The sequence below is a fragment of the Burkholderia sp. SRS-W-2-2016 genome (genome assembly GCF_001931485.1).
Taxonomy (GTDB): Bacteria; Pseudomonadota; Gammaproteobacteria; order Burkholderiales; family Burkholderiaceae; genus Paraburkholderia.
On record NZ_MSDV01000055.1, the window covers coordinates 1 to 15,242 of the forward strand.

Genomic DNA, 15,242 nt, shown 5'->3' on the forward strand with positions numbered 1-15,242 from the left:
GGTGTACACGATCTCGGACCCGCGCAACAAGGTGATCAAGGACGTCGCGAAGAAGCTGTCGAAAGAGGCAGGCAACACCAAGCTGTTCTCGATCGCCGAGCGGCTCGAATCGGTGATGTGGGAAGCGAAGAAGATGTTCCCGAATCTCGACTGGTTCAGCGCGGTGTCGTACCACATGATGGGCGTGCCGACCGCGATGTTCACGCCGCTGTTCGTGATCGCCCGTACGGCGGGCTGGAGCGCGCACATCATCGAGCAACGGATCGACAACAAGATCATCCGCCCGAGCGCGAACTACACGGGCCCGGACGATCTGCCGTTCGTGCCGCTGGCCAAGCGCGCCTGAGCGCACCTGAGCATATGGCGAGCGGCGCCCACCCGCGCCGCTCGCCATTCCCGATTCAAGTACTTCACGCGCCAAAACGCGAACTACACTTACACCTACTGTCCGACCGGCTCGCCGGCCCAGCGCCTGCAAAAGCGCGCCGCGCGAGACCGGCCGCCGCCGCCATCCGGTCCGGCGGCCGCTAACCGTCCTGTCCCTACGCCATGAATACTGCCAATCGCAAACGCCTTCCGGGCACCCAGCTCGACTTCTTCGATACGCGTGCCGCGGTCGATGCGATCGAGCCCGGCGCCTACGACAAACTCCCGTACACGTCGCGCGTGCTCGCCGAAAATCTGGTGCGCCGCTGCGATCCGGTCACGCTTACCGCGTCGCTGAAACAGATCATCGGACGCAAGCGCGAACTGGATTTCCCGTGGTTCCCGGCGCGCGTCGTCTGTCACGACATCCTCGGCCAGACCGCGCTCGTCGACCTCGCGGGCTTGCGCGATGCGATCGCCGCGCAAGGCGGCGACCCGGCACTGGTCAATCCGGTCGTGCCGACCCAACTGGTGGTCGATCACTCGCTCGCGGTCGAGTGCGGCGGTTTCGATCCGGATGCGTTCGCGAAGAATCGCGCGATCGAGGATCGCCGCAACGAAGACCGCTTCGATTTCATCAACTGGACCAAGCGCGCGTTCCGCAACGTCGACGTGATTCCGCCGGGCAACGGCATCCTGCACCAGATCAACCTCGAACGGATGAGCCCGGTCGTGCAGGTGAAGGACGGCGTCGCGTTTCCCGATACGCTGGTCGGCACCGACTCGCATACGCCGATGGTCGATGCGCTCGGCGTGATCGCGATCGGCGTCGGCGGCCTCGAAGCGGAAAGCGTGATGCTCGGCCGCGCGTCGTATATGCGGCTGCCGGATATCGTCGGTGTCGAGTTGACCGGCAAGCGCGGCGAGGGTATTACCGCGACCGACGTGGTACTGTCGCTGACCGAATTCCTGCGCAAGGAGAAGGTGGTCGGCGCGTACCTCGAGTTCTACGGCGAAGGCGCGGCGAACCTGACGCTCGGCGACCGCGCGACGATCGCGAACATGGCGCCCGAGTTCGGCGCGACCGCCGCGATGTTCTATATCGACGAACAGACCATCAGCTATCTGAAGCTGACCGGCCGCGACGACGCACTCGTCAAACTGGTCGAGACGTATGCGAAAGAAACCGGCTTGTGGGCCGATTCGCTGAAGCATGCCGAATACGAACGCGTGCTGAAGTTCGATCTGTCCACGGTCGTGCGCACGCTGGCCGGTCCGTCGAATCCGCATCGCCGTTTGCCGGTCGCCGATCTGGCGGCGCGCGGGATCAGCGGCAAGGTCGAGAACGAGCCGGGCCTGATGCCCGACGGCGCGGTGATCATCGCCGCGATCACCAGCTGCACCAACACCAATAATCCGCGCAACATGATCGCCGCCGGCCTGCTCGCGCGCAACGCGAACCGCCGTGGTCTCGTCCGCAAGCCGTGGGTGAAAAGCTCGCTCGCGCCCGGCTCGAAGGCGGTCACGCTGTATCTGGAAGAAGCGGGGCTGCTGCCCGATCTGGAAAAGCTCGGCTTCGGCGTGGTCGCGTATGCGTGCACGTCGTGCAACGGCATGTCCGGTGCGCTGGACCCGGTGATCCAGAAGGAAGTGATCGAACGCGATCTGTATGCGACCGCGGTGCTGTCGGGTAACCGTAATTTCGACGGCCGGATTCACCCGTATGCGAAGCAGGCGTTTCTCGCGTCGCCGCCGCTCGTCGTCGCGTATGCGATTGCCGGCACGATCCGTTTCGACATCGAGAAAGACGTGCTCGGCGTCGATGCAAACGGTCAGCCGGTCACGCTGAAGGACCTGTGGCCGACGGATGCGGAGATCGATGCGATCGTCGCGTCGAGCGTGAAGCCGGAGCAATTCCGCAAGGTGTACGAACCGATGTTCGCGGCGGCCGTCGAGCACGGCGAGAAAGCCGACCCGCTGTACGACTGGCGCCCGCAGAGCACCTATATCCGCCGTCCGCCGTATTGGGAAGGGGCGCTGGCCGGCGAGCGTACGCTCAAAGGCATGCGTGCATTGGCGGTGCTCGGCGACAACATCACGACCGACCACCTGTCGCCGTCGAATGCGATCCTCGCGGACAGCGCGGCCGGCGAATACCTGACGAAAATGGGCCTGCCGGAAGAGGACTTCAATTCGTACGCGACGCACCGCGGCGACCATCTGACCGCGCAGCGCGCGACCTTCGCGAACCCGACGCTGAAGAACGAGATGGTGGTCGAGGACGGCAAGGTGCAGGCCGGTTCGCTCGCGCGTATCGAGCCGGAAGGCAAGGTCACGCGGATGTGGGAAGCGATCGAAACCTACATGGAGCGCAAGCAGCCGCTGATCGTGATCGCCGGCGCTGACTACGGTCAGGGCTCGTCGCGCGACTGGGCCGCGAAGGGCGTGCGGCTCGCCGGCACCGAGGCGATCGTCGCGGAAGGCTTCGAGCGGATTCACCGCACCAACCTGGTCGGCATGGGCGTGCTGCCGCTCGAGTTCAAGCCGGGCGTGAACCGGCTGACGCTCGGCATCGACGGCACCGAAACCTTCGACGTGATCGGCGAGCGCAAGCCGCGCGCGGACCTGACGCTGGTGATTCAGCGTCGCAATGGCGAGCGCGTCGAAGTGCCGGTCACGTGCCGGCTCGACACCGCCGAAGAGGTATCGATCTACGAAGCCGGCGGCGTGTTGCAGCGTTTCGCGCAGGACTTTCTCGAATCGACCAGGGCGGCGGCTTGATGCCGTAGCGCGGCCGTCGTTTTGGCGGCGGCTGCGCATCTGGAAAACCTGGCGGGCGCAGCGGCTTTGTTCGGAAGCCGCTGCGCCCAACTCAATTAAGACCTCATCAAGACGTCGTTAAGACCTCACTCAGGACACCTTCATGGCCCACCTTCCCCAGATCAAGATTCCGGCCACCTATATGCGTGGCGGCACCAGCAAGGGCGTGTTCTTCCGCCTCGACGATCTGCCCGAGGCCGCGCAAACCCCGGGCGCCGCGCGCGACGCGCTGCTGATGCGCGTGATCGGCAGCCCCGACCCGTACGGCAAGCAGATCGACGGGATGGGCGGCGCGACCTCGAGCACCAGCAAGACGGTGATCATTTCGCGCAGCAGCCGGCCCGGTCACGACGTCGACTATCTGTTCGGTCAGGTGTCGATCGATAAGGCGTTCGTCGACTGGAGCGGCAATTGCGGGAATCTGTCGGCGGCGGTCGGGCCGTTCGCGATCAGCGCGGGTCTCGTCGACGCGGACCGCGTGCCGCGCGACGGCGTCGCGATCGTGCGGATCTGGCAGGCCAATATCGGCAAGACGATCGTCGCGCACGTGCCGATGACCGGCGGCGCGGTGCAGGAAACCGGCGACTTCGAACTCGACGGCGTGACGTTCCCGGCCGCCGAAGTGGCGCTCGAATTCATGGACCCGGCCGCCGAGGAAGAGGGCGCGGGCGGCGCGATGTTCCCGACCGGCAATCTGGTCGACGACCTCGAAGTACCGGGCGTCGGCACATTGAAAGCGACGATGATCAACGCGGGCATCCCGACGATCTTCGTCGACGCGGAGGCGATCGGCTACACCGGCACCGAGTTGCAGGACGCGATCAATAGCGACGCCGCGGCGCTCGCGAAGTTCGAGACGATCCGCGCGCACGGCGCGTTGCGCATGGGCTTGATCAAGCATCTGGACGAAATCGCGACGCGGCAGCACACGCCGAAGGTCGCGTTCGTCGCGAAGCCGGCCGACTACGTCGCGTCGAGCGGCAAGCAGGTGCGCGCGGCCGACGTCGATCTGCTGGTGCGGGCGATGTCGATGGGCAAGCTGCATCACGCGATGATGGGCACGGCGGCGGTCGCGATCGGCACCGCGGCGGCCATTTCGGGCACGCTGGTGAATCTGGCGGCGGGCGGCGGCGAGCGCGAATCGGTGCGCTTCGGGCATCCGTCGGGGACCTTGCGGGTCGGCGCGCAGGCGAGCTTCAAGGACGGCGAGTGGGTCGTCACGAAGGCGATCATGAGCCGCAGCGCGCGGGTGCTGATGGAAGGGTGGGTGCGGGTGCCGCAGCAGGGGTGAGGCGCGCGCGTGTCCGGCGGACGTGATCGAGTTCATGTCTGCCTGAACGAATTCGATGCCCGGCCGCGTGAGAGCGCGAAGCCGGGCATCGGCGTTTATGCGGACTCGCGTTCGCCCTTCAACGCGTGTTTCCGTCGACTACAATGGCCGCTCAAAACCGGCCGCCGTCAATCAGCGCACTAGCAAACCCGCCAATCAGCGCGTCGCGGCCGCACAAGATCCGAAACGGAGCACGCAGGAGGCACGATGCAGGACAGGCTGGACGCGGACGCAACCCATCCCGAAGACGCGGCGCGCGCGGCAGCGCGCGCGAAGCGCGCGGTCCTCGTAATCGCGCTCGCGCAATTGCTCGGCACCTCGTTGTGGTTCAGCGCGAACGGCGCGATGCGCGATCTGCAGGTCGCGTGGCAACTGAGCGCGTCCGATATCGGCTGGCTGACCAATGCGGTGCAGGCGGGCTTTATCGTCGGCACGCTGCTGTCGGCGATCACCGGTCTCGCGGATCGCGTGTCGGCCAGCAAGGTGTTCGCGGTGTGCGGCGTGCTCGGCGCGACCCTCAATGCGTTGTTCGCGCTGTGCAGCAGCGGGCTCGCGTCGGCGCTCGCGTTCCGCTTCGGCGTCGGCATCGCGCTCGCGGGCATCTATCCGCTCGGGATGAAACTGCTGGTCACCTGGGACCCGAAGCGTGCCGCGCAGACGCTCGCGTTACTCGTCGCGATGCTGACGCTCGGCACCGCATCCGTGCATGCGATTCGCGCAATGCTGGCGACGGTGCCGTGGCAGACCGTGGTGCTGACCTCGTCGGTGCTTGCGGTGATCGGCGCTGTGCTGGTGTTCTCGCTCGGCGAAGGGCCGCACGCGCGACGCTCGGCCAACCGCCGCTCCGGTTTGTCGGCGGGAATCGGCGAGGTGCTGCGGATCAAGGAATTTCGCGCGGCCGCGCTCGGCTACTTCGGCCACATGTGGGAGCTTTACGCGTTCTGGACGCTGACGCCGCTGCTGGTCCAGCATGCGTTCGCGAGCGGCACGCCGGCCGCGCCGAGTACCGTCGCGGTGTGGTCGTTTCTGATCATCGCGGTCGGCGCGGCGGGGTGTCTGTTCGGCGGCCGGCTCAGCCGCTCGGTCGGCAGCGCGCGGACCGCCGCGCTCGCGCTGACGATCTCCGGCACGCTGTGCGCGATCTATCCGTTGACCAACGCGCTTGGCACCGGCGTGCAACTTGCGCTGCTGCTCGTATGGGGGATCAGCGTGATTGCCGATTCGCCGCAGTTTTCCGCGCTGTCGGTGAAAGCCTGTCCGCCCGACAAGATCGGCGGCGCGCTGACGCTGCAGAACAGCTTCGGCTTTTTCCTGTCCGCGTGTTCGATTCTGTGGTCGACCAGCGTCTATCACGCGCTCGATGTGCGCGTCGCGTGGCTGCTGCTGCCGGGGCCGATCATCGGCCTGATCGCGATGAGGCCGCTGTTTCGCAAGCAGCCTCGCTGGTAGGCGCGCAAAAAAAAGCGGCGAAGCTTGCGCTTCGCCGCATTCAACTGGCCGGCTTACTTGCCGCCGTGTTTTTCCTGCCAGCGCTTCATGAACGCGATCTCATCATGCTGCGCCTTGATGATGTTGCGCGCGAGCTTTTTGATCTCCGGATCCTTGCCGTACTTCAATTCCGCCTGGGCCATTTCGATCGCGCCCTGATGATGCGGAATCATATGCGCGACGAAATCGCGGTCGGCGTCGCCCGTGTATTCGGGGCTGCTCATGTCGTGCATCATCCGTTCGTCGGCGGCCTTGAAGGCGCGGGTCGACGCGTCGGCATCGGCATGCTCCGAACCCGACATGTCCATGCCGGCCATCCCCTGATGCTGCGCATGGGCGGGCAGGGCCGCCGCCGCGAACGCAAAACCGCCGAATACACAGAGAGCGCGCAACGCGCGAAGGTTGTTTTTCATAGTGGCTATCCGTTGATGAGGAAAAGTTCTCGGTGACGCTGCTACTGCAATCGAAACATCGAATCAGCTGTTGCGCGCGGGATGAAAGCCGGCCGCCTCGATGGCCGCGATCAGTTCTCGTTCCGGCACCGCCGACGACACCCGCGCGATTTTAACGGCCACGTCGATGTCGACCCGCGCGGCCGGGTCGATACGGTTCAACGCATTGGCGACGGCTTTTGCGCAGCCGCCGCAGTTCATATCGGGGATCACGAATTCCATCTGCTGCCTCCGCTGACGAAAGATCCGCACATCGTGGACCTTCCTACGGTGGTAAGGTCAAGCGCCTTGCCGAAAAGCACGTGCCTATAATGAAACCCGCATCAGCAACCCGTCACCGGCAATGCAGCATCCCTAACGTAACGAGGCCGACAGCATGTACATCGCGATGAACCGTTTCAAAGTGGCGCCCGGCTCGGAGGCCGCCTTCGAACATCTGTGGACGAGCCGCGACACCCATCTGAAAGAGGTGCCGGGCTTCGTCGAATTCCATCTGCTGCGCGGACCGCGCAAGGACGATCACGTGCTGTATTCGAGCCATACGATCTGGCGCGACCACGCATCGTTCGACGCATGGACGAAGTCCGACGCGTTTCGCGCCGCGCATCGCAGCGCCGGCAACGAAAACCGCGTGCTCTATCTCGGCCATCCGGAGTTCGAAGGCTTCGAGGTCATTCAAACCGTCAAGTAATACGGCGCGTGCGCGCCGTTCACCGCTCACCAAGGAAGCCAATATGAAAGCAGTCCGAATCGGTTCGCCCGCCACCGTCGATAGCCTGCAGGTCGTCGATCTGCCCGATCCCGGTCAGCCCGCGGCCGGGCAGATTCGCGTGCGCGTGCAGGCGAGCTCGCTGAACTTCCACGACTACGGCGTCGTCTCCGGCGCGCTGCCCGCCGAGGCCGGCCGGATTCCGATGGCCGACGGCGCGGGCGTCGTCGAAGCGGTCGGCGAGGGCGTGCGCGAATTCAAGGCGGGCGATCACGTGGTGTCGTGCTTCTTCCCGTTCTGGGAAAACGGCCCGCCCGCGATCGCCGATTTTTCGACCACGCCCGGCGACGGCGTCGACGGTTATGCGCGCGAAGTCGTCGTGCTGCCGAGCCACTACTTCACGCATGCGCCGGCCGGCTACAGCCACGCCGAAGCGGCGACGCTGACCACCGCCGGCCTGACCGCGTGGCGCGCGCTGGTCGTCGACGGGCAATTGAAGGCGGGCAGCAGCGTGCTCGTGCTCGGCACCGGCGGCGTGTCGATCTTCGGTTTGCAGATGGCGAAGGCGATGGGGGCGTCGGTGATCGCGACGTCGTCGTCGGATGCGAAGCTCGCCAGGCTGCGCGAGCTCGGCGCCGATCATGTGATCAACTATCGGGACAATCCCGAATGGGGCAAGCAGGTCCGGCAACTGACCGGCGGGCGCGGCGTCGATCATGTGATCGAGGTCGGCGGCCCGGGCACGCTGCCGCAATCGATCACCGCATGCCGGATCGGCGGACACATCGCGCTGATCGGCGTGCTCACCGGCCGCGCCGGGCCGGTGCCGACAGCGCATCTGATGGCGCGGCAGCAGCGGCTGCAAGGGCTGATCGTCGGTAGCCGCCAGGAGCAGGTCGAGATGGTGCGGGCGCTGGAGACGACCGGCATCAAGCCGGTGATCGACAGCACGTTCGCGCTGGATAAGCTCGACGATGCGTTCCGGCACGAGGCGTCGGGCGCGCATTTCGGCAAGATCTGCGTGGCGATTTGAGCGACAGGGAGTCGCGCTTAAGAAGGCCTGCGCAGCGCCGCGCGGGTCGCGGCGCGATTCAGTTCGCGCGACTAGCGGGAAGGACGGCGCTTAAGCGGGGCGTCGCGCGAGATCGGTGAAAGCGATGCTCGTCGCCCCGCAGGCTTGCGTGAAGCCCTCGTCGTAGCTCGTGAAAAACACCGTGCGAGTGGTGCCGAGCGTGCGGAACAGCTCGGCGAGCGTCGCGCGCGCCGATGCATCGAGACCGCCGGCCGGTTCGTCGGCGATCAGCACGCGGGTGTCGCCCAGAAGCGCGGAGGTCAGAAAGACCTTCTTGCGGGTGCCGTACGACATCTGCTCGAAGCGTTTGTCCAGATGCGGCGCGAGGCCGACGCGCTCGGCCAGTGCGAGCACCTCGTCGCCGACGGCGGTGTGCCGCGCCGCGGCGACCTGTTGCAGATACGCGCGGCCGGTCTGATCGGGCCAGTTCATGCTGTCTTCCGGCACATAGGTCAGCACCGCCTGCGCGGCGGCCGGCGCCGTTCGCAACGAATGGCCGCCGAGCCACACGTCGCCGCTGTCGGCGGCGAGCGCGCCGGCGAGGACGGCGAGCAACGTCGATTTGCCGCTGCCGGATTCATCGTTCAATGCGACGCAGCCCGAGGGAGCGTCGAAATGCAGTCCTTCGAACAGGACGCGGTCGCCGTAGCGTTTGCTGAGGTTGTCGAATCGAAGCATAGGTTGGCGTTGAGAAGGGGCGGGGGCGGCCTCTCGTGCGGTGTATTCCATGGAATAAATTTCGCGCCAGTGTAGCAGCGCGCTGAGCCGCGTTCGCGCGCCGGACGCACGCCGGACGCCCGCTGGACGGGCGATTTCTTGCCCGCCGGGTTAATTTTGAGACAGCCGGTCAAGCCGGGTTCGCAACCTGAGCTATCGTCATACGATCAAATTGCAGATCGCTTTCAGTGAGCGCGTCAGGCGCGGTGGAAGCGGCGAATCAATGCAGTAGAGCGAGGTTGTTGGGAGAGGTAGAAGCGCCAGGGAGTCGCCGCTGCGCAAGTAGCGGTAGCAAAAATCAAAGAGCCTGAGAGAGAGTGTGGTGATGCGAACGGGCCCGTAGAGGCCCGTCGCTCATCCGCCAGATAATCCCAAATCCGCCTGTCGGTCGATAATCCTCTGATTTTAAATCGCGCCCTTTCAGTAAATCTGACTGAATTTAATTAGGGTGCGGTTAAATGCGAATATTCAAAATACGCGACTCATTTTGCGCTGCTAAACTGTGCGCCGGAGTATTCGCGGTAACCGCTTTTTTCACGCGCCCGCTGACCCGGTCCGGCCACGCCGCTGGCCGGATAGACGGCAAAAACAGGCCTTTTCCGCACGTTTGAACGACGCGTCGCCCCGGCATACTAGCCACGGCCGGCATTTCGCGCGCCTCCATCTCCGATTTTCGACAGGTAATTTTGACGGGCAGTTTTGCCAGTATGGACTTGAACAAAGTCCGCTTTTGGAAATGACTCATGAAGCCGGGAAATAATTCGCTTGGGAAAAAACGCGTACGCCGAATCGCCATCGCCGCGGTTGCCGTGCTGATTGCGGTGCTGGTGGGCTGGGGCGGGTGGCATTGGCAGCAGCGCGCCGCGCACCAGGCGCCCGCGCTGACCGGCGTCGCGAGCCAGATGCGCGACGACGCGTCGGCCTGGACGCGTGAAGAGAAAGACGCGTCGACGATGCTGCGCGATATCCGCGACGCCAACGTCGCGGCGATCGGCGTGAGTCCCAACGCGATCCTCGTGTCGCGGCGCGACGGCGGCAAGTACTTCGTCACCGATCACAACGCGACCTTCTCGCACGCGTTGCTGCTCGGCGAGCCGCGCGCCGGCGACGCCGCCGCCGCGTATCAGCTCGTGTGGCTGCCGGACGTCGATGTCGACGCGGGCGGCGCGCGCTGGACCCTGCTGTTTGACCAGTTGCGCGACGCGTTGAGTCTGTTGCTGCCGCTGCTGCTGATCGGCGGTATGGCGTGGTTCATGCGGCGCGAGATGAAGGGCGGCGCGAAGCTGCTCAGCGAAGCGCCGACGCTGCGTTTCGACGACGTCATCGGCGCGAACGAGGCGAAGGCCGCGCTCGCCGACATTCGCGGTTATCTGACCGATCCGCGGCAGTTTTCGTCGATGGGCGTGCGCGCGCCGTGCGGAATCCTGATGGTGGGCGGCCCCGGCGTCGGCAAGACGCGGCTCGCGCAGGCGCTGGCCGGCGAATGCGGCGCGAACTTCATTTCGATCACCGGCAGCTACTTCAGCGCGAAGTACTACGGCGTCGGCATCCAGAAGGTCCGGCATCTGTTCGAACTGGCGCGCAAGAATGCGCCGACGGTGATCTTCATCGACGAAGCCGATGGTCTCGCGAAACGCACCGATACCGGCGGCGGTCCGGTCGAGGCCGAGAGCAATCGGATCATCAATCAGCTGCTCGCGGAGATGGACGGCTTCGAGTCGAACGAAGGCGTGATCGTCGTGGCCGCGACCAATCACCCGGACAATCTCGACGAAGCGCTGCGTCGTCCGGGCCGTTTCGATCGCACGGTGCAGGTGCGTCTGCCCGATCGCGAAGACCGCGCGAAGATTTTCCGTTTCTACGCGCAGAAGCTGAAATCGAAGGCCGCCGATATCGATTACGACCAGCTCGCGCGTTTGACCACCGGTTTGTCGCCGGCCACCGTCGCGATGGTCGTGAATCAGGCGGGGCTAATCGCGCGCAAGGCGGGGGAGAGCGAAATCGCCGCGAAGCACTTCATGGAAGCGATCAAGATTGCACGCATCGGCGACGTGAGCGGCGCCGAGCGCGCGCTGACCGAGGACGAGCGCGAGCGCATCGCGGTGCATGAGGCGGGACATGGCCTCGTCGCCGCGCTGCTCGGCACCGGCGTACTGGAAGAAGTGACGATCCTGCCGCGCGGCGGCGCGCTCGGCGTCGCGCTGATTACAAAGGCGCAGGACAAGCACCTGTACCGCGAAACGGAAATTCGCAACGAGATCCAGGTGTTGCTCGGCGGACGCAACGCGGAGATTCTTGTGTTCTCCGAAGCATCGAGCGGAGCGGCGTCGGACTTGCAGGAGGCGTCGCGCATCGGCCTCGACATGGTGTCGAAGTTCGGCTTTAACAGCGACGGCGATCTGTTCAGCCTCGCCGCGCTGCCGTCCCAGTACGCCGGCCTGCAGATGAAGAGCGCGATCGAGCACGCGAACGTGTTGCTCAAGGAACTCAACGAGCTGTGCTACGGGCTGCTGCATGCGTACGAGCCGGTGCTGCGGGCAATCTCGGAGCAGTTGCTCGAACATGAAACCGTGCCGGGCGAAACGGTGTACCGGTTGATTCGCGAGCATAGGGGCGCGCTGAAGATCGTGCATGAGCCGGTCGTCGAGCAGCCGGTCGTTCACGAAGCCGCGGCGGCTTGAGCGCGGCGGGTTAGCGCCGCGCGTGCCTGTTCTTACGGTCTCACCGCAACGGCTCACACGCTAGGCAAAATCGGAAGGACCCGGGTCGGGTACGCCCGGCGGCGCGTCGGTGTCGCCTAGCGGGTCGCCGTCGTTGCCGCCGCCGGACTGGCCGCTTTTGTTCGGGTCGGGCGCGGGCTGCTCGCCCTTCTTCGGCAGCGGCTGATCGAGGCCAGGCTCGACTGGGGTTGGGATCGCATCGCCGAGAGGCTTCGAAACCTCGGAGGGTGGGCTGCCGGGGTCTTCATCGGCCCGGCGTTCAGGCTCATTCGGGGAGTTCGCCATGTTCGACACAATGCTCTCCGGTTGATGAACATAGCTTGGAAGTAGCAACGGCTGTGCCGCGGTGGGGACTACACCGAAGACCGCGCCGGTCCATCCACGCGACGAGCTGACCGACGTCGCCGGCACTATCCGCAAACCATTAAAACCGGCAATTCTGTATTTCGACACACACGGTGCCGTAGCGTAGGCATGCGTCTCTAACGCACAGCACGCGCGGCGCGGCGGCCGACAGCGCGCGAAAAGGCACCCAGGCAAACCGACCAAAACAAACTCCACCTCTCCGCGCAGCCCCCGGAAAAAATCTATTCTTGTCCGGTTCGTAGAACCGACGGTCGCGCAACCATGACCGTTCCTGTCACAACGCGCAGCGCGCGAATTCTTCAGGAAACCGAATGGAAACCCGTCGTGGCCGCTCGGTCGAAGTCGATTTCTTCCGTGGTGTCGTGCTGATCGTCATCGTGCTCGATCACATCCCCGGCAGCCCGCTGTCGCATCTGATGCTGCACGCGTACGCGTTATGCGATTCCGCCGAGGTGTTCGTGTTTCTCGGCGGCTATGCATCGGCGGCCGCCTATACGGCCGTGCTCGCGCATCGCGGCGAGAGCGCCGCGAACAGGCGTTTCGTTCGGCGCTGCTGGGAAATCTATCGCGCGTATCTGTTGACCGCGATGCTCACGCTGGTGTCCGGCGCGTTGCTCGCGGTGCTGAACCTGAACCGGCCGATGGTCGAGTTGACCGGCTGGCCGCCGTTCGCGCTGCAACCGTGGCGCGAGGCGTTCGATATCGCGTTGTTGCGCCGGCAACCGTATCTGTCGAGCGTGCTGCCGATGTACGTGCTGTTCGCGCTGTTCGTCCCCGTCGCCGTACCGCTCGCGCGCCGTTCGGCGCCGCTCGCGCTGGCGCTGAGTCTCGCGATCTGGGCCGGCGCGCGCCCGCTGGCCGCGTTATTCAGCATTGACGATGTGCCCGGCTGGGCTTTTAATCCGTTTGCGTGGCAACTGATGTTCGTGTTCGGCATCCTGTGTCGCGTGCAGCCGCTCAGCGAGCGCTTTCAAACCAGCGGCACCGCGCAATGGTTCACGCGTTTCGCGGTGGTCGCGGTGCTCGGCTTCGCGGTCGTCAAACTTTTCGTGCTGACGCAACCGTTGCCCGGCACGCACAAACAGAATCTATCGGTGGAACGGGTGCTCAACTTCATCGCAATCGCGTGGCTCGCCGCCCAGTGCGTGCGGATCGGCGGTATCGCGTGGCTCGCGCGGCGGTTGCCCGCGGTCGTGACGGTCGGGCGCACCGGGCTCGTCTGCTTCGTCGCGGGCACGCTGGTGTCGCTGATCGTCGATACCGCGACGCCGCACACGTTTCATGGTTTTCGCGGCGTGCTGGTCGGACTCGGCGGCGACCTCGCCGCGATCGGCGCGCTGCTGATGATCGCGCGCGGCTGGAACGGCTGGAAGGATCAGCGGCATCGAGCGCACGCGAATGGCGCGGGTTACGGATGACGCGCGGGCTTCGCTACCCGCGTACGTCGTTGACGAAACGCGCGCGCGTCGCGCGCAAACTGCTTGGCTGCGCGACCATCGCAAGTGTCGGCGCGCTCGGGTGGCTCGCGCTGTATCGCACCGCCGCGCTCGCGAAAGAGGCGCCGCTCGCGATGCATTGCACGGAATTCGCCGGTGCGGTGCTGTCGCCCGAATTGATCGCGATGCCGACCGCCGGCGCGCAGATCGAGAGCGCGACGATGATCGCTGCGACTACCCCAGGCAATCAGCAGGGCGGCGAGTACTGCCGGATCACCGGCCGGATCAAGGCGCTCGAGCCGACCACGCCCGACATCCGTTTCGATCTGAATCTGCCGCGCCGCTGGAATGGCCGCGCGTTGCAGATCGGCGGCGGCGGTTATAACGGCGTGGTGGTCAGCGGCACCGGCGTAATGCCGTTTTCGCCGGACCGCGCGCCGCTTGCACAAGGCTATGCGACGTTCGGCGACGACTCCGGTCATGTCGGCGATTCGTCGCTCGCGGTGTTCGGTCTCGTCGATGAAGCGGTGACGAACTTCGGCTACGCGCATCTGAAGAAGACCCACGACGTCGCGCTTGCGTTGATCGCGCGCGCGTACGGCCGGCCGCCGCAACGCATGTATTTCGCCGGCGGCTCGACCGGCGGTCGCGAAGGCTACACGGTGATGCAGCGCTTTCCCGACGACTACGACGGCGTAATCGCCAATTCCCCCGCGCTGAATTTCTCCGGCGTCCGGCTGATCGGCGTGAAACTCGGTCAGGCCGAGTACGGCAAGCCGGGCGGCTTCGTTGCGCCGGCGCAGCTCGAACGCGTGTATCAGCGCACGCTTGCGGTGTGCGATCGACTCGACGGCGCGGCGGACGGCATCGTCAGCGACGTGGACGCGTGCCGCACGCATGAAGCGGACATCATCGATTCGCTGCGTTGCCCGATATATCCGAGCGCGTCCGCAAGCGCACCGTCCGCAATCTCTTCCGACGCCTGTCTGAGCGACCCACAACTTTCGACACTGCTGGTGATGCGCGACGGCCTGTCGTTGCCTTACCGGCTCGCGTGGGACGTGAGCGGCTATCGCGGCTACAACGTGCTTCAGGGCACCCAGCTGACCGGTTCGCTCGGGCTCGCGCATCAGCCGCAACGCTTGCCGGTACCGTCCTTTCACGCCAACGGCTATCTGTTCTCACAGGGCGACGGCTACGTTCGCTATTTCGTCGCGCGTGATCCGGAGTTCGATTCGCTGCGCTTCGATCCGCAACGGCCCGGCAAATATCGCGCGCAACTGATCGCGCTGTCGCACACGATCGGCGCGATGAATCCCGATCTGTCGCGCTACATCGCGCGCGGCGGCAAGCTGATCACGCTACAAGGCCTTGCCGACGAAGTGATCAGCCCGAATCAGACGATCGCCTATCACGACGCGCTGGTCGCGCGCTTCGGCGCGGAACCGGTCGACGGTTTCATGCGGCTATACATGGTGCCGGGCTTTCAGCATGGCAACGGCGTATTCATTCCGTCGGTGGATCTGCTCGGCGCGCTCGATAACTGGGTGACGCGCGGCGTCGCGCCCGAAACGCTGACCGCTACGGATATCGCGGCGCCGACCAATGGACGGTCGCGGCCGTTGTGCCGCTATCCGCGTTTTCCGCGTTATGCGGGTAAAGGCAATCTCAATCTCGCGAGTAGTTTTATTTGCGCGCAGCCGTGACGCGCGCGGCGCGACCATCGAAGAGTCTCGCAGACTCCGCAGGCCGCGCCGCTATCAGTA

14 protein-coding genes are annotated in these 15,242 nt (G+C 65.3%); 9 read left to right on the top strand and 5 right to left on the bottom strand.

Annotated features, from left to right (window positions below):
- The 4 genes from BTH42_RS23710 to BTH42_RS23725 all read left to right on the top strand — a co-directional run.
- Positions 1–346 (top strand): citrate/2-methylcitrate synthase (locus BTH42_RS23710; RefSeq protein ID WP_305954805.1); only part of this gene is annotated, 346 nt, incomplete at its 5' end.
- A 203-nt stretch (positions 347–549) separates the two neighbouring features.
- Positions 550–3,147, top strand: coding sequence for a Fe/S-dependent 2-methylisocitrate dehydratase AcnD (gene acnD / locus BTH42_RS23715; protein WP_075303608.1), 2,598 nt, complete (start codon positions 550–552; stop codon positions 3,145–3,147).
- A gap of 142 nt (positions 3,148–3,289) precedes the next feature.
- Complete coding sequence (prpF, locus tag BTH42_RS23720) at positions 3,290–4,477, top strand: 2-methylaconitate cis-trans isomerase PrpF (protein WP_075303609.1); 1,188 nt, start codon at positions 3,290–3,292, stop codon at positions 4,475–4,477.
- A gap of 246 nt (positions 4,478–4,723) precedes the next feature.
- Positions 4,724–5,965 (top strand): MFS transporter, encoded by a 1,242-nt coding sequence (locus BTH42_RS23725; protein WP_075303610.1) that lies wholly within the window; start codon positions 4,724–4,726, stop codon positions 5,963–5,965.
- A 53-nt stretch (positions 5,966–6,018) separates the two neighbouring features.
- Here BTH42_RS23725 and BTH42_RS23730 read toward each other — a convergent pair whose 3' ends face one another.
- Positions 6,019–6,417 (bottom strand): DUF305 domain-containing protein, encoded by a 399-nt coding sequence (locus BTH42_RS23730; protein ID WP_075303611.1) that lies wholly within the window; start codon positions 6,415–6,417, stop codon positions 6,019–6,021.
- Positions 6,418–6,480: 63 nt separating this feature from the next.
- A complete protein-coding gene (locus BTH42_RS23735) occupies positions 6,481–6,678 on the bottom strand; it encodes a heavy-metal-associated domain-containing protein (RefSeq protein WP_075303612.1) in 198 nt (65 codons plus the stop codon).
- 154 nt (positions 6,679–6,832) lie between these two features.
- Between BTH42_RS23735 and BTH42_RS23740 the strand changes: the two genes are divergently transcribed.
- Positions 6,833–7,147: an antibiotic biosynthesis monooxygenase gene (locus BTH42_RS23740; RefSeq protein WP_075303613.1), complete on the top strand. Its 315-nt coding sequence runs from the start codon at positions 6,833–6,835 to the stop codon at positions 7,145–7,147.
- A 43-nt stretch (positions 7,148–7,190) separates the two neighbouring features.
- Entirely contained in the window at positions 7,191–8,198 is a 1,008-nt protein-coding gene (locus BTH42_RS23745) for an NAD(P)-dependent alcohol dehydrogenase (RefSeq protein WP_075303614.1), read from the top strand.
- Between the two features lie 90 nt (positions 8,199–8,288).
- Here BTH42_RS23745 and BTH42_RS23750 read toward each other — a convergent pair whose 3' ends face one another.
- Together BTH42_RS23750 and BTH42_RS34960 are read right to left on the bottom strand one after the other, a co-directional pair.
- Positions 8,289–8,915, bottom strand: coding sequence for an ATP-binding cassette domain-containing protein (locus BTH42_RS23750; protein ID WP_075303615.1), 627 nt, complete (start codon positions 8,913–8,915; stop codon positions 8,289–8,291).
- A gap of 493 nt (positions 8,916–9,408) precedes the next feature.
- The gene (locus BTH42_RS34960) at positions 9,409–9,699 is read right to left on the bottom strand and encodes a hypothetical protein (RefSeq protein ID WP_143752185.1); all 291 of its coding nucleotides are present in this window, start codon (positions 9,697–9,699) and stop codon (positions 9,409–9,411) included.
- Here BTH42_RS34960 and BTH42_RS23755 point away from each other — a divergent pair.
- Entirely contained in the window at positions 9,698–11,635 is a 1,938-nt protein-coding gene (locus BTH42_RS23755; protein ID WP_075303616.1) for an AAA family ATPase, read from the top strand. The two genes, BTH42_RS34960 and BTH42_RS23755, sit on opposite strands and share 2 nt — an antisense overlap.
- Positions 11,636–11,695: 60 nt before the next feature.
- On the opposite strand, the gene BTH42_RS23760 is transcribed toward BTH42_RS23755, so the two are convergent.
- Entirely contained in the window at positions 11,696–11,968 is a 273-nt protein-coding gene (locus tag BTH42_RS23760; protein ID WP_083654884.1) for a hypothetical protein, read from the bottom strand.
- A gap of 383 nt (positions 11,969–12,351) precedes the next feature.
- Between BTH42_RS23760 and BTH42_RS23765 the strand changes: the two genes are divergently transcribed.
- Together BTH42_RS23765 and BTH42_RS23770 are read left to right on the top strand one after the other, a co-directional pair.
- A complete protein-coding gene (locus BTH42_RS23765) occupies positions 12,352–13,458 on the top strand; it encodes an OpgC domain-containing protein (RefSeq protein ID WP_075303618.1) in 1,107 nt (368 codons plus the stop codon).
- Positions 13,455–15,182, top strand: a complete 1,728-nt coding sequence (locus tag BTH42_RS23770; RefSeq protein WP_075303619.1) for a tannase/feruloyl esterase family alpha/beta hydrolase — start codon at positions 13,455–13,457, stop codon at positions 15,180–15,182. The genes BTH42_RS23765 and BTH42_RS23770 overlap by 4 nt, the downstream gene beginning before the upstream one ends.
- Positions 15,183–15,242 lie beyond the last annotated feature (60 nt).